We start from the raw sequence: 20,821 nt of genomic DNA on the forward strand, positions 1-20,821 counted from the left end.
GTGTGTCACGCCTCACCGTTGCGCGGCCACGGCACCGAGTTTGCAACGAATTTCATTCCCCCCCCGGGGGCGGGGCCTGCATCCTGTGCCATTCCCGCTACGGCAACCCCCATGTCAGCTCCCTCCACCGCCCCACCGCTGCAGCCGTCCGCCTGCTGATGTCGCGCGCGGCAGTACTGGTCGGCGTGGCAATCCTGCTGCCGATGGTCGTGGCGGCCATTGCCGAATGGACAGCGCGTGTCCGTGCGGGTGTGGCTGCGCTGCGCCGGAGCAGCACGTTGCGGACGTTGGGCGCCGACGAGCATGCCGCTCTGGCAGCCGTGCGCGCGCTGACCGGCCGTGGCCATGACGACCAGGTAAAGCGGCTGCGCGGGGCATTCACTGCCGGCGCATGCTGGAACACCTTTCCGGTCGGCGACGGCCTGCTGGGTGGCGTTCCCGTGCTGGTGCCAAGACAGGCATGGCCCTACCTCTCTGAAGACAATAATGAAGCCGAAGTGGTGCTGGGCGAACGCGAGGCCGTCGTGGTGCGTCTCAATGGCTTCACCGTCGCTGCTGCGCGACCGGATGCCGCCACCAGCCGCGTCTGTGGCGAGCGCAGGGAGACGCCGGAAGAAGTCGCGCTGCGACGTGGTCCTGGCCTGCGCCCTTCCCCACTGGTGATTGCCGCGCTGGCGCTATGGGCCGCCACCGGCGTCCCCGGCCTGCTCGCCATGCCGCTGCTCGTCATCGCCGGTCTTGCGGCCTGGCGGGGCCTGCCTCGCCGCAACAGCCCTGCGACGGCGCAGCGCGTGCTGCAGGTCCGCGGGCGCCTGCACGCTTACCAGCGTACTGCCCAAACACCCCGGGTGTGGCTGCTGGGCAATGACCGGCGCGTGCAGCTTCCGGAGGAATGGGAACACGTCGCAGGATTCTCCAGTGGGCGCTCGATGCTGCTGGAGGTGCGCGCCTGTGATGGCGGGGTACTGGGTGCGGGTACGGCGTGGTGCCTGGCCAGCGACCGGCGGCGTTATCCGCCCACGGGCGGGTTCTGGCATCTGGCCTGGCTGGGCCTGCTGCTGTGCGTGCTGGTGTTGGGCGCCACCGGAATGCCGCTGCCGCAGCGCCTGGACCCGGGCTGGGCGGTTGCCCATGGCTGGCTGGTGCTGGCAGTGCTGGCGTTGGTCTGGCACGCGGTACGCCTTGTGCTCTGCATCGTGCAGTTCCTCCGCCGCCGTCATGCGCTTGACGCGGACATCGCGCAGCGCCCCGAGCCGTGGCACTGAACGGTTCACGCCCTTCGCGCGCGATGTCTCACATCCTGAGACGTGAATGTGGTGCCATGTGACCCCTCGAAAAACGTCCCGGCTCCACCTTCCATGGCCTACGAACTCGCCAAGCGCACCGCCGATGCCGAGCAGAAGCTCGCTACCCGCGATGGCCTGCCCGCACGCGACGGGGCGCTGCTCAGTGCACGCCTGCAGCGCCGCTACCAGGACCGCATCACCGGCAGCTTCGCCATTCCCGGCCGCGAAGGCCGCTACGCGCCGCTCCCCGCGTCGGTGCCGCCGGCCCTGGCTGCAGCGCTGAAGGCACGCGGCATCGAGCAGCTCTACAGCCACCAGGCCGAAGCGTGGGACGCCAGCCAACGCGGCGAGCACGTGGCCATCGTCACCCCCACCGCCAGCGGCAAGTCGCTGTGCTACACCCTGCCGGTGGTCAGCGCCGCGATGCAGGACAAGGCCAAGGCGCTGTACCTGTTCCCGACCAAGGCGCTGGCCCAGGACCAGGTGGCCGAGCTGCTGGAACTCAACCGCGCCGGCGACCTCGGGGTGAAGGCCTTCACCTTCGATGGCGACACCCCCGGCGATGCGCGGCAGGCGATCCGCCTGCACGGCGACATCGTGGTCTCCAACCCGGACATGCTGCACCAGGCGATCCTGCCGCATCACACCAAGTGGGCGCAGTTCTTCGAGAACCTGCGCTACATCGTCATCGATGAAGTGCACACCTATCGCGGCGTGTTCGGCAGCCACGTGACCAACGTGCTGCGCCGGCTCAAGCGCATCTGCGCGTTCTACGGCGTGCAACCGCAGTTCATCCTGTGCTCGGCCACCATCGGCAACCCGCAGGCGCATGCCGAGGCACTGATCGAGGCGCCGGTCACCGCCATCACCGAGTCCGGCGCGCCCAGCGGGCCCAAGCAGGTGCTGCTGTGGAACCCGCCGGTGATCAATCCGGACCTGGGCCTGCGTGCCTCGGCGCGTTCGCAGAGCAACCGCATCGCGCGCATCGCGATCAAGTCCGGGCTGAAGACCCTGGTGTTCGCGCAGACCCGCTTGATGGTCGAGGTGCTGACCAAGTACCTGAAGGACATCTTCGACCACGACCCGCGCAAACCACCGCGCATCCGCGCCTACCGCGGTGGCTACCTGCCCACCGAACGCCGCGAGACCGAGCGTGCGATGCGCGCCGGCAACATCGACGGCATCGTCAGCACCTCGGCGCTGGAACTGGGCGTGGATATCGGCAGCCTGGACGTGGTGATCCTCAACGGTTATCCCGGCAGCGTGGCCGCCACCTGGCAGCGCTTCGGCCGCGCCGGCCGCCGCCAGCAGCCCGCACTCGGCGTGATGGTGGCCAGCTCGCAGCCACTGGACCAGTACGTGGTGCGCCATCCGGACTTCTTCGCCGAAGCCTCGCCCGAGCACGCGCGCATCGCCCCGGACCAGCCGCTGATCCTGTTCGACCATATCCGCTGCGCGGCCTTCGAGCTGCCGTTCCGGGTCGGCGATGGCTTCGGCCCGATCGACCCGGAAGTGTTCCTGGAAGCGCTGGCCGAGACCGAGGTGATCCACCGCGAAGGCGAGCGCTGGGAATGGATCGCCGACAGCTATCCGGCCAACGCGGTCAGCCTGCGCGCGGTGGCTGACGGCAACTTCGTGGTGGTCGACCGCAGCGATGGCCGCCAGCAGATCATTGCCGAGGTCGATTATTCGGCCGCCGCGCTCACCCTGTACGAAGGCGCCATCCACATGGTGCAGTCCACCCCGTACCAGGTGGAGACACTGGACTGGGAAGGGCGCAAGGCCTACGTCACCCGCACCCACGTGGACTACTACACCGACAGCATCGACTTCACCAGGCTCAAGGTCCTGGACCGTTTCGACGGCGGCGTCGCCGGCCGTGGCGATTCGCACCATGGCGAAGTGCACGTGGTGCGGCGCGTCGCCGGCTACAAGAAGATCCGCTACTACACGCACGAGAACATCGGCTACGGCCCGGTCAACCTGCCTGACCAGGAACTGCATACCACCGCGGTGTGGTGGCAGCTGCCGCAGGCATTGCTGCTGCGTGCGTTCGCCAGCAAGCAGGATGCACTGGACGGCTTCCTCGGCGCGGCCTACGCGCTGCACATCGTCGCCACGGTGGCGGTGATGGCCGATGCGCGCGATCTGCAGAAATCGGTCGGCAACGGCGATGGTTCCTGGTTCGCGATCGCCGACCAGAGCGGCCGTGGCCAGCTGCGCGGCAGCGAGGGCGATCCTGGCGTTGTCGAGCTGCTGCAGGAGTTCGTGCCCACTGTGTACCTGTACGACAACTTCCCCGGTGGCGTTGGCCTCAGCGAGCCGCTGTGGCAGCGCCAGGCCGAACTGGTACAGCGCGCGCGCGAACTGGTGCAGCGCTGCGACTGCAAGGCAGGCTGCCCGGCCTGCGTCGGCCCGGTGCTGGCTGCGCAGGAAGAGGACGAGACCTCGCCGCGTGCGCTGGCACTGCGCGTACTCGACCTGTTCGATGCCGAAGCCTGCCAGAACGTGCCCGACGTGGTGATGGCCACGCGCGACCCGATGGCGCTGCTGGCCCCGTGAGCCTGAGCCTGGACAAGCTGCGCCTGCTGCGCAGGCAGGCCGGCGACCCGAAGGCGAACACGCCGGCGGCGCCCGAGCCAGCGCCTGCTGCACCGGCCCCGGTCGCCGCCAACGATGCACGGCAGCCACCGGCCGAGCGCTCGGTATTCGCCTGGGTTGAACAGGAGATCCGCCACAAGCCGACCGGCGCGGCTGCGCCCGTTGCAGCACCCGCACCACTGCGGCGGCCGGAAGTGGGCAGCCTGCATCGCCTGCTTGGCCTGCGCACGCGCGGCGGCGCTGCACCGGCACGTGCCAATGCGCAGGATCGCCAGCTCCCCGGTGAGGAGATCGCGCCCGGCCTGTTCCTGATCGAGTCGCTGCAGGCGCAGCCTGTTCCGGCACAACCGCTTTCCCTGGCGTTCGCCAAGCGCGAGCACGATAACGTGGCCGCGCACGACCTGCTGTTCTTCGATACCGAGACCACCGGCCTGGCCGGCGGCACCGGCACCCGCGCCTTCATGATCGGTGCCGCCGACTGGCATGTGTGCCCGCAACGCGGCGAAGGCCTGCGCATCCGCCAGCTGCTGATGTCGACGATGGCCGCCGAGGACGCGATGCTGGCCACCTTCGCCAGCTGGCTGCAGCCGTCCACCGTGTTCTGCAGCTACAACGGCCGCAGCTACGATGCGCCGTTGCTGAAGGCGCGCTACCGGTTGGCTCGCCAGCGTTGCCCGATCAGCGCGCTGGACCATGTCGATCTGCTCTATCCCACCCGTCGCCGCTATCGCGGCACGTGGGAGAACTGCAAGCTGTCCACCATCGAACGCCAGCTGCTGCATGTGGTGCGCGAGGACGACCTGCCCGGCTCGGAAGCGCCGGGCGCATGGCTGCGCTTCCTGCGTGGCGGCGATGCGGTCAACCTGCGCCGGGTGGCCGACCACAACCACCAGGACGTGGTGACCCTGGCCCTGCTGCTGCAGCGGCTGGTACGTGAAGAGCAACGCGAGCGGGAGACGCTGGCGCTGGTCGGGCAGTAGGCGTTGACACGTCCTGACGGTGGCAGCGGTGACACTGCCGCCACCATCCACGCTTGGAGCCCGACGATGCGCCTCAGTCCCCTGGCCCTGCTCGCCATCCTGCCGCTGGCCGCCTGCAGCCATGCCGGCAGCAGTACCGCACACGACAGCACGCCACCGCCCGCTGCCGAGGGTATGCACGAGTGCAGGCCGGACGCGTTGGATGCCTTCACCGGCAAGACCGCCGACGAGGCCACGATCAAGAAGCTGGTGGCCGACAGCGGCGCCCGCAATGCGCGGGTGGTCAAGCCCGGCATGGCGGTGACCATGGACTTCCGCCAGGATCGCGTAACCGTGCAGGTCGATGCACAGAACCGGATCGAGCGCGCCAGCTGCGGTTGATCGGCCCAGGGTAGTGCCGGCCGCTGCTGGCCGGCGATGTGGGGTGCCGGCCACCAGCGGCCGGCACCCCACATCGCCGGCCAGCGGCCGGCACTACCGATCAGAGGCGTTCGGCCTTGCCACTGGCCAGCGCGCGGGCGATCACCTGCTGCGCCTGTTGCGCAGCCTGCGCATGCACCTGCGCCTGGCGCTCGCCCAACGCGGCCTGCTGGCTGCCCAGCGCCGCCTGGCGGCTGGCCAGTTCAGCCTGCTGGCTGGCCAACCGGCTCATGTCGCGGGTGCGGCCGGACTGCGCTGCCTGGTTGCGGGCTTCCTGCATCGCGCGACGGGCCTCGGCAGCGGCCTCACGTGCGGCCTCACGCGCAAGCGACGCATCGTTGGTCGCCCCCTGCGCCGCCTTCGCGGCCTCTGCCGCGGCCTCGCGATTGATGTCATGCGCGCTCATCGCATTGCGCGCAGCCTCGGCTGCGGCCAGTGCGATGCGGCGTGCCTCCTCGCCCTGCAGGCGCCCCATCTCCCCCATGCGCTTGCCGAGCTCACTCTGCTGGCGACCGAGCGCGCTCTGCTGGCGGCCCAGTTCCGTCTGCTGCTGCCCCAGGTCGAACGCACCGGCGTAGGCACGCTGCAACGACTGGATCAGCATCGGATCACGCACGATGTAGCGCTTGTCGCCCTGGCGGAACCACAGCGCCGGGCCCTTGCCCAGCTGCTTGCGGGCCAGCGTCACGTCCTCGATGCCGCCGTTGGCGAAGGTCGAATCACCATCGACCAGCACGTACGCCTGCGGCGGTGACTTGCCCAGATCCAATCGCCCGTAGGTGGTGATGGAGGAACTGCGGGACGAACTGCGGGAGGTGCTGCGGCCGTCGTCGATGCCGGGGTCGACGTCGACCGCCACATCCGCATCGTCCGGGCCAGACAGCTCCTCGACGTCGGCCGGCTCGGCGGGCGGCGCAGGGGCCACCGGGATCGCTGGCGCGCGCGCAGACATCGGCGGTGCAGGCGGTGCTTTCGGCGCTTTCGGCGGTGGCGGCACTACGGCCGTCGGTGCCGCTGGCGGTGCGGGCGGTGCCGGCGGTACCGGCGCTGCCACCAGCCGCATCGGCGCCACGCCCACCACCACCACGACGGCGGTCAACGCCATCGCCAGCAGGCGCGGGCAGGACCGGCGCGACTGCAGCGAGAGCAGGCGGCGCTTGAGGCTGGTGGTGCTCGGTGCGGCGCTGGCCACGCCCAGGTGCGGCTGCGGCGCCACGCCCAGCTGCAGCAGCAGGCGGCCATAGGCCTGGCGGCTGGCGCCGTGCTGGCCGACCACGGCCGCATCCACGGCTTCCTCGCGGGCCTGGGCGTATTCGCGCACCGACAGGCGCAGCAGCGGGTGGAAGAAGAACAGGTGCTGCGCCAACGCGGGCAGCAGGCCCCATTGCAGGTCACGACGCTGCAGGTGCTGCAGTTCGTGGGTCAGCGCCAGGTCCAGCGCGTCACCCTGCAGGGCGTTGTCGCCCGCCGGCAGCAGCAGCACCGGGCGGAACGGCCCGACCAGCTGCGGCGAGTCCACCTGCGTGCTCATCCACAGCCGCGGGGCGGGGCGCACGCCGTGCGCGTCGGAGGCCAGCTGCAGCGCCTGCACCAGCGCCTCGTCCTCGCAGGGATAGGCCGCAGCGAGCAACGCGCGGCAGCGGCGCCACTCGGCGAAGGTGCGCAGGGCCATCAGCAGCACCCCGGACAGCCACAGCGCGGCCAGTGCGACGGCCCACCACGCAACTGCGGGCACGTCTGCCGCAGGCATCGGCATTGCGGCCAGCAACTGCGCCGACACTTCCGGCGCCAGCGGATGCAGCGTCTCGGTCAACACTTCGGTGGCGGTCATCGCCACGGCCTGCGGGGCCGGCAGCCAGGCCAGCTGCAGCGGCTGGCTCCAGAACAGGCCGAGCACCGCCTGCAGCGAAACCAACCACCACAAGCGGCAGCGGGTCGCCGCCGACAGCGACGGCAGCGCGCGGCAGAGGCCATACACCAGCGCCACCAGCAGCACGGTCTGCAGGCTGGTCCAGCCCAGCCGTTCCAGCATCGGGATCAGCATCGTGGTGTCCATGGCTCAGCCCTCGTGACGACGCGATTGGAGTTGGGCGACCAGCGCTTCCAGCTCGGCCAGTTCGTTGTCGCTGACCTGCTGGCGCTGCGAAAGGTAGGCCACGAACGGCGACACCGACCCCTGCAGGGTGTTGTCGACGAACTGGGCCACCGCGCCCTGCAGCACGCTCTGCGGGCCACGCGTGGCCTGGTAGCGGTAGACACCCTGCTGCTGCCTGCGCTGAAGATACCCCTTCGCCCGCAGCCGCTCCATCATCGTCAGCACGGTGGAACGGGCCAGGCCGCGAGCCTCGCCGTAGCCGCTGGCAACCTCGCCGACGCTGGCCGGCGCATGCTCATCGATGTACTGCAGCAGGGCCAGTTCCTGGTCCCCGATGGTCTTGCCACGCATGACACCACTCCCTTGACTACACGTGTCGTCACTGTCAGCGTGACGACAACTGTAGTCAACCCCCCGGAAGTCATGGTCCGACGAACGGTAGGGCAGCCGGGGCAGTTAAACCTTTTCCGCATCCGGCGCATCCGACCTTCGGCACCCCACCGGGAATCCGCATGTTCCGCCCAATGCTTCGAGTCGTGCTCATGCTCATCAGCGCCCTGCCCTTCACCGCGGTGTCCGCCAGCCAGGACCAGGCCAACGACCAGACCCGTCGCATGATCCGCCAGCTCATGCTGGACGAACGCATCCCCGGATTGCAGCTGGCCGTGGTCAAGGACGGCCAGATCGTGCTCTCCGAAGCCTATGGCCTGGCCAACGTGGAAAACGGCGTTCTCGTCTCGCGTGACACGCGCTTCCCGCTGAACTCGGCCACCAAGGCCTTCACCGGGGTCGCCATCGCCCAGCTGGCAGAACAGGGGCGGCTGGATCTGGAGGCACCCGCTTCGCGTTACCTGCACGATCTTCCGGCGGCATGGCAGGACGTGCGCGTGCGCCAGCTGCTGGCCCACACCTCGGGCCTGCCGGACATCCTCGATGCGAATGGACTGCTGGGCGGTGGTTCCGAAGCGCAGGCATGGGCGGCGGTCACTGCGCGCCCGGTCGAAGCGGCGCCCGGGCAACGCTTTGCCTACAACCAGACCAACTATGTGCTGCTGGCGCGGATCATCGCGCAGCAATCGGGCATGCCCTTTGAGCGCTACCTCGCCACCGGCCAGTTCAGCGGCGCACGCATGGCACGCACCACCTTCGGCGACAGCTATGACCTGATTCCCGACGTCGCGACGATGTACAGCCTGGCACCGCGCGCCACCGATGCAGCCGGCATGCCGCCGCGGCTGTCGCACTGGTTCTACGACATGCCGCCCGGCTTGTGGGCCGGGGGTGGCATCCTTACCACCGCCGACGACACCGCGCGCTGGCTGGTCGCGCTGACCGAAGGCCGCCTGCTTCAGGACGCGTCACGGCAGCGCATGTGGACCGCCGAGCGCCTGGCCGAGGGCCGCAGCGGTCCATGGGCCGGCGGCTGGCCGGTACTGAACGCCTCGCCGGACCTGCAGGTAGCCGGCATCGGCGGTGCGCGCTCGGCCTTCGTGGTCTATCCCGAGCGTGGGGTGGCAGTGGTGATGCTGACCAACCTGGTCGGCGCCAACCCGCAGCGGTTCATTCCGCGCATCGCCGATTTCTACGCGCCCGCAGCGGCGAACACCGCGCCTACCCGCGCGGCCCCCCCATCACCGGCAGGATCACCCCGCTGATGTAGCTGGCGCAGGCCGGCGAGGCCAGGAACACATAGGCCGGCGACAGTTCTTCGGGCTGTGCAGGCCGGCCCATGTCGCTGTCCTTTCCGAACGCGGCAACGTCCTCGGCCTGCTTGTCAGCCGGGTTCAGCGGCGTCCACACCGGGCCCGGCGCCACGCAGTTGACCCGGATCCCGCGCGGCAGCAGCTGGCTGGCCAATGCCTTGGTGAAGGCATGGATCGCGCCCTTGGTGGCCGAGTAGTCGATCAGCGCCTTGCTGCCGAACAGGCCGGTTTCCGAACCCGTGTTGATGATGCTGGCACCCTCGCCCAGATGCGGCAGTACCGCGCGCGCCATCTGGATGTAACCACCGATGTTGGTCTGCAGGGTCTCCTGCAGGTGTGCATCTTCCAGGTCTTCCAGGCGCTCGCAGTGCAGTTGGAATGCCGCATTGTTGACCAGGATGTCGATGCCGCCGAAGGCTTTCGCTACTTGCTTCACCGCCCGGTTGCAGAAGCGCGGATCGCGCACGTCGCCGGCGATCACCACGCAGCGGCCACCCTCGCGTTCCACATGCTGGCGGGTGACATCGGCATCCTCGGCCTCGTCCAGGTGCAGTACCGCCACATCCGCGCCTTCGCGCGCGAACAGCACCGCCACCGCCCGGCCAATACCGGAGTCGCCGCCGGTGATGATGGCCCGCAGGCCCTGCAGCTTTCCGCTGCCGGTGTAGTCGGGTGCGAGGAAGCGTGGCGCAAGCTCAAGCGCGTGCTCATGGCCAGGCTTGGCCAGCTGCTGGGCGGGCATGGCTTCAGGTTGCCTGCGTGGGCCGGCCTGGGTGGCGGTCTTTTTCGTGGCCTTTTTGCTGGCCTTCCTTGCTGCGCGCGCGTCCTTGGCCTTCTCCTGGTCCTGCAGGCGCCGCTGCCGCGACGCGACCCGCGCCGCACGCGGGTCGCTGGCGGCGGCCTTGCGGGTTGCGGTTTTCACCACGCGCGGGCGATCGGGGTCGGCGGTGATCGTGGTTGCGGTGCTGCCTTTGCGCACCTTCGGCGAGGCCTTGCGGCGGGTGGGAACCTTCTTGCTCGTGGCCATGCTGATCTCCTCGGGAGGGAAAGGGGCTGCCGGCCAGCGGCCGGCACTACCGGGGGCGGCATCCGCCGCAACTGCAGTGTCCCTGCCCACGCTGTCGGCGGCGGTGAGCGCACCGTGTCCAGCATGTGCACGGCATTCATTCCGCCACCACGCGCGCCGTCGCACCCTTGCACGCAACCACACGAGGAACGCCTCCATGAAAGCTGCCATCGCCGCCACCGCTCTCAGCCTTGCCCTCGCTGCCTGCAGCAGCACGCCGATGGCCCAGGTGCAGCCGATCGACGGGGTGATTTCCGGCCAGTGCCACAGCGACATGGTGCGCGGTGCGCTCGGCCTGGCCGCTTCGGCCGCCACCGTTGAACGCGCGCGCGTGGACAGCGACAGCCTGCACGTGCAGGTGCTGCGTCACGACGGCCCGCGGGTACCGCCAGCCAGCGAAGGCGGTGACCGCCTGACCATCGAGAAGGGCCGTACCAACAACATCACCGCGATCTACTGCGGCTAACCGCCGTCGAGCAAGCTCGACGCTACGTCGAGACGCTGCGCTTGGCCAGCCGCCGCGCGCGGCGCAGTACCTTCAGCGTCGCCTGCTCCCATTGGCGCGGCCCACGCAGGCCGGCCAGTTTCGCCAGTTCGCCGCGCTCCCAGCCGGCGAACACGCAGGGGTCGATGTAGGCCTTGCGGCACACCGCCGGCGTGTTGCCCAACCGCGCGGCCACCTGGCACACCACCTCGCGCTGCGCCTTGGCCAGCGCGCGCTGGCTGGCCGGTTCCGGCAGCTCGGTGGCGGCGAAGGTCTGCACCGCCGCCAGGGTGCCACCCCAGGTGCGGAAATCCTTGGCGGTGAAGTCTTCCCCCATCACCTCGCGCAGGTAGTCATTCACTGCGCCCGAATCGACCGGCTGGATGACGCCCTCATCGTCGCGGTACTGGAACAGTGCCTGGCCCGGCAACTGCTGCACACCGCGTACCAGCGTGCCCAGCCTGCGGTCACCGACGGTCACTTCGTGCAGCTGGCCGGATTTGCCACGGAAGCGCATGCGCACCCGGCCGCCGCGCAGCAGGTCCAGGTGCCGGTTGCGCAGCGTGGTCAGGCCGTAGGACTTGTTCTCCTTGGCGTAGGTTTCATTGCCCACCCGCACCAGGGTGTCGGCCAGCAGCGCGACCACCACCGCCAGCACTTTCCCGCGCGGGAAGCCCCGCTGCTTGAGGTCACGGCTGAGCCGCCTGCGCAGGCCCGGCAGCGCTTCGCCAAAGGCGATGGTGCGGTCGAACTTGCCCGAATCGCGTACCGCTGCCCAATCGGCGTGGTAGCGGTACTGCTTGCGCCCACGCGCATCGCGGCCGGTAGCCTGCAGGTGGCCGTTGGCATGTGCGCAGATCCATACCGCGGTGTAGGCCGGTGGGATCGCCAGCGCACGGATGCGCTGCAGGGTGGCGGCATCACGCAGCGCGTGGCCGTCGGCATCGCGGTAGCTGAAACCCTTGCCGGCGCGGCGGCGGCTGAAGCCGGGCTGGGTGTCATCGACATAGCGCAGGCCAGCGGCGCGCGCGGCCTGTTGTTCCGGAGTGGAGGGCGTTGGCATGCGCTGAGTGTCGCGGGTGCGGCGCGGTGATCCTGTCGATAACGCAAGACAAACACGTGAGGGTCGGTTCGCCGCTATGCTCAGGCTTTCACAGTCCCTTCCGGAGTCATGATGTCGTTTCCGATTCGCGCCCGTTCGCTCTCCGCCCTGTTGCTGCCGGCCGTGCTGGCCCTGACCGCCTGCCAGGCACCGGCGCTGGATGAACAGGATTCGGCCACGGCCCACGCCCAGCAGGCTGCCGAAGCCGCCAAGGCACCGGCCGACGACGCCGGCAAGGCCACCGAAGCGCCGCCGGTCGGCACCTGCGACGCCAGCCAGGTGCAGAGCCTGGTCGGCCAGGCCTACACCGATGCCCTCGGCAAGCAGGCGCAGGAAGATGCCAGCGCCAGCCAGGTGCGCGTGCTCAAGCCCAATGATGTGGCCACGATGGAGTTCCTCGGCGACCGCCTGAACGTCGAAGTGGACGACAAGGGCCTGGTCAGCGGCGCGCGCTGCGGCTGAGTCCGGCCCCGCGCCGGCACAGGGTTGCCGGCGCTTTCCGTTGCACCTGCAACCGTGTATTGCGGCGTTGCAGCAACCTGTGATCTAGTCGAGGCATCCGGTGGCCTCACGATGCGCTCCAGGGATTGGGCGGGCTTGAGTGTCCCCGTTCAATTCTTCCCGCATCGAGGTAGAGATGGCCCCCCGCAACCGCCAAGGGCTTTACGACCCGCGCTCCGAGCGCGATGCTTGTGGATTCGGCATGGTCGCCCAGCTCGACGATCAACCTTCGCGCCTGTTGGTTGATACCGCCATCGCCGCGCTCTCGCGCATGACCCACCGTGGCGGTGTCGCCGCCGACGGCCTGACCGGCGATGGCTGCGGCCTGCTGCTGCGCCGCCCCGATGCTTTCCTGAAACTGCTGGCCAACGAAGCAGGCATCGCGGTCGCCACGCGCTTTGCCGCCGGCCTGGTGTTCCTGCCGCACGACGCCGAGGCCGCGCAGGCCTGCCGCACCCAGCTGCAGGCGCAGGTGGAAGCAGTGGGCTGCAGAGTGGCCGGCTGGCGCGAAGTACCCACCGATGACAGCGTCTGCGGCCAGCTGGCGCGCGACACGTTGCCGCGCATCGAACAGGTGTTCGTCGACGCCGGGGTCGGCCAGGATGACGCCGGCTTCGCGCTGGCCCTGTTCCTGGCGCGGCGTCGCAGCGAACAGCAGCTGCGCGCGCACGCCGACTTCTACGTCACCACGCTCACCCCGGATGCAATCAGCTACAAGGGCATGGTGCTGCCGGACAAGCTCAGCCGCTTCTACCCGGACCTGCAACGCCGCGAACTGGCCTCCAGCGCCATCGTGTTCCACCAGCGCTTCTCCACCAACACGCTGCCGCGCTGGCCGCTGGCCCACCCGTTCCGCATGCTCGCCCACAACGGCGAGATCAATACCATCGAAGGCAACCGGCGCTGGGCGCAGGCGCGCAGCAAGGTGTGGAAGACGCCGCGCTTCGACATCGGCGAATTCGATCCGGTCATCTCGATGCACGGCTCGGACTCGCAGAGCCTGGACAACATGCTGGAGCTGATGGTCGCCGGCGGCATGGAACTGATCCAGGCGCTGCGCATCCTGGTCCCGCCGGCCACCCAGTCGCTGGAGTTCAAGGACCCGGACCTGGCGGCGTTCTACGAGTTCCACGGCCTCAACAGCGAACCCTGGGACGGCCCGGCCGGCATCGTCGCCTGCGACAGCCGCTATGCGGTGTGCACGCTGGATCGCAACGGCCTGCGCCCGGCGCGCTGGATGCTGACCGCCGACCGCCACTTCCTGGTCGCCTCCGAAGCCGGGGTGTGGGAAGTGCCGACCGAGCGCGTGGTGCGCAAGGGCAAGCTCGGCCCCGGCGAAATGGTGGCCATCGACCTCAAGCGCGGCGACCTGCTCGACTCCGACGCGGTGGACCGCATCAACCGCGGCCGCGCGCCGTACAAGCAGTGGCTGCAGCAGGGCGTGACCTACCTGCAGACCGAACTGATCGATCCGTCGCTGGTGGAAGAGCCCTTCGACGAAGGCACCCTGCGCAGCTACCACAAGCTCTACCAGCTCAGCAGCGAAGAGGTGGAGCAGGTGCTGCGGCCGCTGGCCGAGACCGAACAGGAAGCTACCGGCTCGATGGGCGATGACACGCCGATGGCGGTGCTCAGCCAGCGCAGCCGTCCGCTCTACGACTACTTCCGCCAGGCGTTCGCGCAGGTCACCAACCCGCCGATCGACCCGCTGCGCGAAGACTGCGCGATGTCCCTGTCCACCCAGCTTGGCAAGGAGACCAACATCTTCCATGCCGGCCCGGAGACGGTGAACCACGTCATCCTCAACTCGCCAGTGCTCAGCCAGCGCAAGCTGCGCCAGCTGCTGAAGATGGAGCAGTACGTGCAGGCCAACCGCCTGCTCGACCTGTCCTACAGCGAAGACGAAGGCCTGCGTGCCGGTATCGAGCGCATCTGCGCCGAAGCCGAACAGGCCGCGCGCGATGGCATGGTGATGCTGCTGCTGTCCGACCGCTACCCGGTGGCCGGGCGGCCGATGGTGCACGCCCTGCTGGCCACCAGCGCCATCCACCACCACCTCTCGCGGCTGGGCCTGCGCTGCGACGTGAATCTTATCGTCGAGACCGGCACCGCGCGCGACCCGCACAACATGGCCTGCCTGCTCGGCTTCGGCGCCACGGCGGTGTACCCGTACCTGGCCTACCAGACCCTGTTCGACCTCGGCCGCCGCGGCATCCTCAAGCTCAGCAAGGGCGGCGAGCAGTCGCAGATCGGCCGCCGCTACCGCAAGGGCGTCTACAAGGGCCTGTCGAAGATCATCTCGAAGATGGGCATCTGTACCGTGGCCAGCTACCGCGGCGCGCAGCTGTTCGAGATCATCGGCCTGGAACCGGAGGTGGTCGACCTGTGCTTCCCGGACACCGCCTCGCGCATCGGCGGTGCCGGTTTCGCCCGCCTGGATGCCGACGCGCGCGAGCTGTGCGCGCAGGCTTGGGACGCGCAGCAGGACGTGGATGTCGGCGGCCTGCTGAAGTACGTGCACGGCGGCGAATACCACATGTACAACCCGGACGTGGTGACCACCCTGCAGCGCGCGGCGCGCAGCGGCGACCCGCGTGCCTGGCAGCAGTACTGCGATGCCGTGCATGCGCGGCCACCGTCGGCGCTGCGCGACCTGCTGGAACTGGTGCCGGCGGCCACGCCCACGCCGCTCGATGAAGTGGCACCGGCCAGCGAACTGTTCCCGCGCTTCGATACCGCAGCGATCAGCCTGGGTGCACTGTCGCCGGAAGCGCATGAGGCGCTGGCGATCGCGATGAACCGCCTCGGCGGCCGCAGCAACTCCGGCGAAGGCGGCGAAGACCCGGCGCGCTACGGCACGCCGCGGCGCAGCAAGATCAAACAGGTCGCCTCCGGGCGCTTCGGCGTCACCGCCGAATACCTGGTCAATGCTGAGGTATTGCAGATCAAGGTCGCGCAGGGTGCCAAGCCCGGCGAAGGCGGCCAGCTGCCCGGCCACAAGGTCAACGAACTGATTGCCCGCCTGCGCTATGCGCGCCCGGGCATCGGCCTGATCTCGCCGCCGCCGCACCACGACATCTATTCCATCGAAGACCTGGCGCAGCTGATCTATGACCTCAAGCAGGTCAACCCGACCGCGCTGGTGTCGGTGAAGCTGGTCAGCCATGCCGGCGTCGGTACGATCGCCGCGGGCGTGGTCAAGGCCGGTGCGGACCTGATCACCATTTCCGGCCATGACGGCGGCACCGGCGCTTCGCCGGTCAGCTCGATCCGCTATGCCGGCGTACCGTGGGAACTGGGCGTGGCCGAAGCGCACCAGGCGCTGCTGGCCAACGACCTGCGCGGGCGCACCCTGCTGCAGACCGATGGCGGCCTGAAGACCGGCCTGGACGTGGTCAAGGCCGCACTGCTGGGTGCGGACAGCTTCGGCTTCGGCACCGCGCCGATGATCGTGCTGGGCTGCAAGTACCTGCGCATCTGCCACCTCAACAACTGTGCCACCGGCGTGGCGACCCAGGACGAGCGCCTGCGCGAGAACCACTTCACTGGCCAACCCGAGCGCGTGGAGAACTTCTTCCGCCTGCTGGCCGAGGAAGTGCGGGGCTGGCTGTCCTACCTGGGCGCACGTTCCCTGGATGAGATCGTCGGCCGTACCGACCTGCTGCGGCAGATCGAGGCGGCGCCGCGCGACGGTGTGCGCGTGGACCTGTCGCGCCTGCTGGCCGATGCCCGATACGAAGGCAGCCACTGCGCCGCGCAGCGCCTGTACGAATCGCCGGACAGCCTGGCCACGCAGATGGATGGCCTGCTGGCGCCGGCCATCGAACACAAGCGCGGCGGCGAACACCGCTTCCTGATCCACAACACCGACCGCAGCATCGGCACCCGCCTGGCCGGTGCGGTGGCCCGCGCGCATGGCAACCACGGCATGAACGAGGCGCCGCTGGAACTGCGCTTCCGTGGCAGCGCCGGGCAAAGCTTTGGCGCGTTCAATGTCGGCGGCCTGCACCTGGAAGTGGAGGGCGAAGCCAACGACTACGTCGGCAAGGGCATGGCCGGCGGCCGCCTGGTGGTACGCCCGCCGCGTGGCGCGCGCTTCGAGGCGCGCAGTACCGCCATCATCGGCAACACCTGCCTGTACGGCGCCACCGGCGGCGAGTTGTTTGCCGCCGGCCGCGCGGGCGAGCGCTTCGCGGTGCGCAATTCCGGCGCACTGGCGGTGGTGGAAGGTGCCGGTGATCACTGCTGCGAGTACATGACCGACGGCGTAGTGCTGGTACTGGGCAAGGTCGGCCTGAACTTCGGCGCTGGTTTTACCGGTGGCCTGGCCTACGTGCTGGACGTCGACCGCGATTTCGTTGATCGCTACAACCATGAGCTGATCGACATCCATCGCGTGTCCGCCGAGGGCTTCGAAAACTATCGCCAGCACCTGCACCGCCTGATCGGCCGCCACCGCGAGCTGACCGGCAGCATCTGGGCGCAGCAGATCCTCGACGAATTCCGCGATTACATCGGCAAGTTCTGGCTGGTCAAACCCAAGGCCGCCAGCATCGAGTCGCTGACCGAAACCCTGCGACGCGCCGCGTGATGCGGCGGGGCCCCGCCCGCCACCGGCGCCCCGACGTCCCTACCGCTGTAGTGCCGGCCGCTGGCCGGCAACCGGAAAACATCAAAGAGCCCGCCATGAGCCGCAAGCACGCTTTCCAGTTCCTCGACCTGCCCCGCACCATGCCGCAGCGCATCCCGGTGGAACTGCGCACCTCCGGCGATTGGGGCGAGCTGTACGGCAAGTTCGGCAAAGAGGATGCCCAGTACCAGGCCGGCCGCTGCCTGGACTGCGGCAACCCCTACTGCAGCTGGAAGTGCCCGGTGCACAACGCCATTCCGCAGTGGCTGCAGCTGGTGCAGGAAAACCGCATCCACGAAGCCGCCACGCTGTGCCACAGCACCAACCCGCTGCCGGAAGTATGCGGCCGCGTGTGCCCGCAGGACCGCCTGTGCGAAGGCAGCTGCACGCTGGAGGAATTCGGCGCGGTCACCATCGGCGCGGTGGAGAAGTACATCGTCGATACCGCGCTGGCCAGTGGCTGGCGCCCGGACCTGGGCGCGGTGCAGCCGACCGGTCACAGCGTGGCGGTGATCGGTGCCGGCCCGGCCGGGCTGGCCTGCGCCGACCGGCTGGCCCGCGCGGGCATCACCGCCGTGGTCTACGACCGTTACGAGCAGATCGGCGGCCTGCTGCAGTTCGGCATTCCCAGCTTCAAGCTGGACAAGGACGTGATCCACCGCCGCCGCGAAGTACTGGAAGGCATGGGCGTGCAGTTCCGCCTCGGCGTGGAGATCGGCCGCGATGTCAGTGTGCAGCAGCTGCTGGACACCCACGATGCGGTGTTCGTCGGCACCGGGGCCTACCGCTACACCGACGGTGGCCTGGACGGCCAGGACCTGAAGGGCGTGCTGCCGGCGCTGCCGTTCCTGGTGCAGAACAGCCGCATTGTCGGCGGTGATGATCCGAAGGGCCGGCCGATTGCCGGCTGGGAAGACACCATCGCCCTGCCCGACCTCAACGGCAAGCGCGTGGTGGTGCTGGGCGGTGGCGATACCGGCATGGACTGCGTGCGCAGCGCAGTACGGCTGGGCGCGGCCAAGGTGACCTGCGCCTACCGCCGCGACGAGGCCAACATGCCCGGCAGCGCCCGCGAAGTGGCCAATGCGCGCGAGGAAGGCGTGCGCTTCCTGTTCAACCGCCAGCCGCTGTCGATCGAGGCCGGTGCCGATGACGAAGTGATCGGCGTGACCGTGGTCGAGACCCGCCTCGGCGAGCCCGATGCCAACGGCCGCCGGAACGCGGTGCCGATCGACGGCAGCGAATCGCTGCTGGAAGCGGATGTGGTGATCATCGCCTTCGGCTTCTCGCCGACCGTGCCGGCATGGCTGGCCGAGCACGGCGTGGAAGGGCAGTCCAACGGCCGCATCGTGGCCGGTGGCAAGGACCGCCTGCCGTTCCAGACCGCGCACCCGCGCCTGTTCGCCGGTGGCGATGCGGTACGCGGCGCCGACCTGGTGGTGACCGCCGTGGCCGAGGGCCGCGACGCCGCTGCGAGCATCGTGCGCCTACTCGCGCACTGACGCCGGTGCCAGGATCGCGGCCAGCAGCGCGCGCAGCTCGCGCACCTCGGTCGGCTTGGCCAGGAAGTGATCGATGCCGGCGTCGCGGCAGGCCTCGCGGGTACGGTCCAGCACGCTGGCGGTAAGCGCGATGATCGGCACCCGCGCACGCTGGCTGCACGGGTCGGCGCGAATCGCCCGGGCCAGCGCGAAGCCATCCATCTCCGGCATGTGGCAGTCGGTGATGACCAGCTGGAACGACTGCGCCTGCCACGCCTGCAAGGCCTGGCGCCCATCGGTGCAGGCATGCACCTGCAGGCCCAGGTCGTGCAGGCGCTGCTCCAGCAGCTGCCGGTTGGTGGGATGGTCCTCGGCCACCAGCACCCGTACCGGTGGCAGCGGCAACGCGTCGACGGCCGGCGGCGGCGTATCCGCAGGCAGTTCGCACGCGCTCAGCTCCAGCTCCAGCCAGACCGTGGTGCCCTCGCCGGGCCTGCTGCGCAGGCGCAGCTCCGCGCCCATCGATGCGGCCAGTTCGCGGCAGATCGCCAGGCCCAGGCCACTGCCGCCGAAGCGGCGCGCGGTCGACGCCTCGGCCTGGGCATAGGCGGCGAACACGGCCTGTTGCCGTTCCGGGCTGATGCCCACGCCGCTGTCGCTCACCTGCAGGCGCAGGCGCTGGCCACCTGCGAGCTGCCGCCGCACCAGTACCTGCAGCCGCACGCCGCCCTGCAGGGTGAACTTGAGCGCGTTTCCAGCGAGGTTGAACAGGATCTGGCGCAGGCGCAGGCCATCGGCCAGCGACCCGGCCTGCAGCGCGGGATCGAGCACGACTTGCAGGTACAGGCCGCGGCTGGCGGCCACCGGCATCAGCAACTGCTGCACCGCCCGCACCAGCGTGTCCAGGCGGGTGGGCCGCAGCTGCAGCGGCGCCGCATGCAGGCGCTGGCTGTGCAGCACATCGTCCAGAATCTGCCGCAGCATCTGCGCGGCGTCTTCAACCGTCCCCAGCACCTGCTGCTGGCGGCGATCCAGCCCGCTGCCCGCCAACCGTTCAAGCATGCCCAGCAGGGTGCTCATCGGCGTGCGGATCTCATGGCTCATCGTCGCCAGGAAATGGGTCTTGGCCAGTGCTGCCTGCTCGGCGCTGCGCCGTGCCTCGGCCAGCGCGCGGGTGCGCGACTGCGCTTCGCTGACGTCGATCCAGTAGCCACTCCACTCGACATTGCCGTCATCGCACGACAGCGCGCGCCCGTGCGAATGCACCCAGCGCCAGCCCTGTGGCGAGTGCGTGCGGAAGGTGACATCAATCGGGCCCCGGGCCAGCGCGGCGGCGTCGATGCACTCCAGCACGCGGCCACGATCCTCGGGATGGACAGCGGCCAGCAGCTGCCGATGATCGACCCGCGCGCTCTCCACGCTGACCCCGAACAAGGCCCGCACATCCCCGGCGATCTGCGGAAAGCTGCACAGGCCGTTGCTGGCGCGACGGGCCTGGTAGACCACCGCCGGCAGGTTCGACGTCACTTCCTGCAGCCGCTGCGCGGCAACACGGCGGCGCGCGCTCTCGCGATGCACGCGCCAGTAGCCGAACGCGTACACCAGAACCAGTGCCAGCAGGATCAGCGCCGTCGATACCAGCCAGTGCAGGGGCGAGGTCGATCCCTGGGGGCGCGGCTGGTCCGGCATCCAGGCGGTGCGGATCGCCCTGCGCTCGCGGTCGGTCAGCTGCGAGACGGCCTGCTCGAACGCGCTGACGACCTCGGCACAGGCGGGCACCGTGGCCAGCACCAGTGCGTCGTCGATACCGGCCGGCGCGGCGATCACCAGCGGATCGCCCTGGTAGCGGCGCAGCGCCGACTCGACTTCAGCGAGGTTGGCGACCACGGCATCCACCAGGCCGGTGCCCAGCAGTGACAGCGCGTCGTCCAGCGGCGCCGGCGGCAACAGCTGCGCGCCCGGCGCCTGCTCGGCCAACGGCCCCGCCAACGACAGCGGATCGGGGCTGGCCACGGTGCGGCCGCGCAACGCGTGCAGGCCCAGCGCGGGCGGCGCATCCCGGCGGCGCACGATCACCTGCGGCAGCTCCAGGTAGGGCGTACTGGCCACCCATCCCGCGGGCAGCTGCGAGCGCGGCCAGCCCAGCAGGGCCTGCACGTCGCGGGGAAGCGCGCCTTCGGCGACGGTAGCGGCCGGCAACGGCTGCTGCTGCAGGGGGCGCTGCGCTGCCAGCAGGGCCAGGTAATCCGCGCTGAGCCCACTCGCCTGGCCTCGTTCGGTGAAGGACAACGGCGCGCGATCGGCCGGCCAGGCAATCCTGAGCGGCATCTCGCAGCCGGCGGCTGCGGCCGGCAACAGCAGCCAGGCCATGGCCGCAGCCGCGGCACGCAGGCCAGCAACGTTCACGATGGGCATCCTCTTCTCGCCGTTGGAGATCAACGGCCGCGCAGCGGTACCGCTTTCCATCACGCT

14 protein-coding genes are annotated in these 20,821 nt (G+C 69.6%); 9 read left to right on the forward strand and 5 right to left on the reverse strand.

The features are described 5' to 3' along the window. The first annotated feature begins 158 nt into the window (after positions 1-158). From ACMZPQ_RS12465 to ACMZPQ_RS12480, 4 genes are all read left to right on the forward strand, one after another. Positions 159-1,265, forward strand: a complete 1,107-nt coding sequence (locus ACMZPQ_RS12465; RefSeq protein ID WP_197582686.1) for a hypothetical protein — start codon at positions 159-161, stop codon at positions 1,263-1,265. 93 nt (positions 1,266-1,358) lie between these two features. Continuing rightward, positions 1,359-3,848, forward strand: coding sequence for a DEAD/DEAH box helicase (locus tag ACMZPQ_RS12470; RefSeq protein WP_197582687.1), 2,490 nt, complete (start codon positions 1,359-1,361; stop codon positions 3,846-3,848). Continuing rightward, positions 3,845-4,867 (forward strand): ribonuclease H-like domain-containing protein, encoded by a 1,023-nt coding sequence (locus ACMZPQ_RS12475; RefSeq protein WP_197582688.1) that lies wholly within the window; start codon positions 3,845-3,847, stop codon positions 4,865-4,867. The genes ACMZPQ_RS12470 and ACMZPQ_RS12475 overlap by 4 nt, the downstream gene beginning before the upstream one ends. Positions 4,868-4,933: 66 nt before the next feature. Then, positions 4,934-5,248 carry an I78 family peptidase inhibitor gene (locus tag ACMZPQ_RS12480; RefSeq protein WP_197582689.1) on the forward strand — a complete coding sequence of 105 codons (315 nt, stop codon included), beginning with the start codon at positions 4,934-4,936 and terminating at the stop codon, positions 5,246-5,248. A 100-nt stretch (positions 5,249-5,348) separates the two neighbouring features. Here ACMZPQ_RS12480 and ACMZPQ_RS12485 read toward each other — a convergent pair whose 3' ends face one another. After that, positions 5,349-7,343, reverse strand: a complete 1,995-nt coding sequence (locus ACMZPQ_RS12485; protein ID WP_197583269.1) for a M56 family metallopeptidase — start codon at positions 7,341-7,343, stop codon at positions 5,349-5,351. Between the two features lie 3 nt (positions 7,344-7,346). Then, positions 7,347-7,733, reverse strand: coding sequence for a BlaI/MecI/CopY family transcriptional regulator (locus ACMZPQ_RS12490; protein ID WP_197583270.1), 387 nt, complete (start codon positions 7,731-7,733; stop codon positions 7,347-7,349). A 191-nt stretch (positions 7,734-7,924) separates the two neighbouring features. On the opposite strand from ACMZPQ_RS12490, the gene ACMZPQ_RS12495 reads away from it, so the two are divergent. Beyond that, positions 7,925-9,037 carry a serine hydrolase domain-containing protein gene (locus ACMZPQ_RS12495; RefSeq protein ID WP_197583271.1) on the forward strand — a complete coding sequence of 371 codons (1,113 nt, stop codon included), beginning with the start codon at positions 7,925-7,927 and terminating at the stop codon, positions 9,035-9,037. On the opposite strand, the gene ACMZPQ_RS12500 is transcribed toward ACMZPQ_RS12495, so the two are convergent. After that, the gene (locus tag ACMZPQ_RS12500; protein WP_197583272.1) at positions 8,994-10,112 is read right to left on the reverse strand and encodes an SDR family oxidoreductase; all 1,119 of its coding nucleotides are present in this window, start codon (positions 10,110-10,112) and stop codon (positions 8,994-8,996) included. The two genes, ACMZPQ_RS12495 and ACMZPQ_RS12500, sit on opposite strands and share 44 nt — an antisense overlap. Before the next feature lie 196 nt (positions 10,113-10,308). Between ACMZPQ_RS12500 and ACMZPQ_RS12505 the strand changes: the two genes are divergently transcribed. Beyond that, positions 10,309-10,617, forward strand: a complete 309-nt coding sequence (locus ACMZPQ_RS12505) for a hypothetical protein (protein ID WP_197583273.1) — start codon at positions 10,309-10,311, stop codon at positions 10,615-10,617. Between the two features lie 22 nt (positions 10,618-10,639). Here ACMZPQ_RS12505 and ACMZPQ_RS12510 read toward each other — a convergent pair whose 3' ends face one another. Then, positions 10,640-11,698: a DNA topoisomerase IB gene (locus ACMZPQ_RS12510; protein WP_197583274.1), complete on the reverse strand. Its 1,059-nt coding sequence runs from the start codon at positions 11,696-11,698 to the stop codon at positions 10,640-10,642. Between the two features lie 111 nt (positions 11,699-11,809). Here ACMZPQ_RS12510 and ACMZPQ_RS12515 point away from each other — a divergent pair, with 111 nt between their 5' ends. The 3 genes from ACMZPQ_RS12515 to ACMZPQ_RS12525 all read left to right on the forward strand — a co-directional run bounded on the left by ACMZPQ_RS12515 (position 11,810) and on the right by ACMZPQ_RS12525 (position 18,370). Next, a complete protein-coding gene (locus tag ACMZPQ_RS12515; RefSeq protein WP_197583275.1) occupies positions 11,810-12,199 on the forward strand; it encodes an I78 family peptidase inhibitor in 390 nt (129 codons plus the stop codon). Positions 12,200-12,374: 175 nt separating this feature from the next. Then, positions 12,375-16,829 carry a glutamate synthase large subunit gene (gene gltB / locus ACMZPQ_RS12520; RefSeq protein WP_197583276.1) on the forward strand — a complete coding sequence of 1,485 codons (4,455 nt, stop codon included), beginning with the start codon at positions 12,375-12,377 and terminating at the stop codon, positions 16,827-16,829. Positions 16,830-16,924: 95 nt separating this feature from the next. Then, entirely contained in the window at positions 16,925-18,370 is a 1,446-nt protein-coding gene (locus ACMZPQ_RS12525; RefSeq protein WP_197583277.1) for a glutamate synthase small subunit GltD family protein, read from the forward strand. On the opposite strand, the gene ACMZPQ_RS12530 is transcribed toward ACMZPQ_RS12525, so the two are convergent. Beyond that, entirely contained in the window at positions 18,356-20,755 is a 2,400-nt protein-coding gene (locus tag ACMZPQ_RS12530) for an ATP-binding protein (protein WP_197583278.1), read from the reverse strand. The genes ACMZPQ_RS12525 and ACMZPQ_RS12530 overlap by 15 nt on opposite strands. Positions 20,756-20,821: the final 66 nt, after the last annotated feature.

It is taken from the genome of Stenotrophomonas maltophilia (assembly GCF_047497515.2).
GTDB lineage: Bacteria > Pseudomonadota > Gammaproteobacteria > Xanthomonadales > Xanthomonadaceae > Stenotrophomonas.

Coding starts and splice junctions, on each gene's coding strand:
- ACMZPQ_RS12465 (WP_197582686.1), top strand. CDS start 159: ATGTCGCGCGCGGCAGTACTGGTCGGCGTGGCAATCCTGCTGCCGATG.
- ACMZPQ_RS12470 (WP_197582687.1), top strand. CDS start 1,359: ATGGCCTACGAACTCGCCAAGCGCACCGCCGATGCCGAGCAGAAGCTC.
- ACMZPQ_RS12480 (WP_197582689.1), top strand. CDS start 4,934: ATGCGCCTCAGTCCCCTGGCCCTGCTCGCCATCCTGCCGCTGGCCGCC.
- ACMZPQ_RS12485 (WP_197583269.1), bottom strand. CDS start 7,343: ATGGACACCACGATGCTGATCCCGATGCTGGAACGGCTGGGCTGGACC.
- ACMZPQ_RS12490 (WP_197583270.1), bottom strand. CDS start 7,733: ATGCGTGGCAAGACCATCGGGGACCAGGAACTGGCCCTGCTGCAGTAC.
- ACMZPQ_RS12495 (WP_197583271.1), top strand. CDS start 7,925: ATGCTCATCAGCGCCCTGCCCTTCACCGCGGTGTCCGCCAGCCAGGAC.
- ACMZPQ_RS12500 (WP_197583272.1), bottom strand. CDS start 10,112: ATGGCCACGAGCAAGAAGGTTCCCACCCGCCGCAAGGCCTCGCCGAAG.
- ACMZPQ_RS12505 (WP_197583273.1), top strand. CDS start 10,309: ATGAAAGCTGCCATCGCCGCCACCGCTCTCAGCCTTGCCCTCGCTGCC.
- ACMZPQ_RS12510 (WP_197583274.1), bottom strand. CDS start 11,698: ATGCCAACGCCCTCCACTCCGGAACAACAGGCCGCGCGCGCCGCTGGC.
- ACMZPQ_RS12515 (WP_197583275.1), top strand. CDS start 11,810: ATGTCGTTTCCGATTCGCGCCCGTTCGCTCTCCGCCCTGTTGCTGCCG.
- gltB (WP_197583276.1), top strand. CDS start 12,375: ATGGCCCCCCGCAACCGCCAAGGGCTTTACGACCCGCGCTCCGAGCGC.
- ACMZPQ_RS12525 (WP_197583277.1), top strand. CDS start 16,925: ATGAGCCGCAAGCACGCTTTCCAGTTCCTCGACCTGCCCCGCACCATG.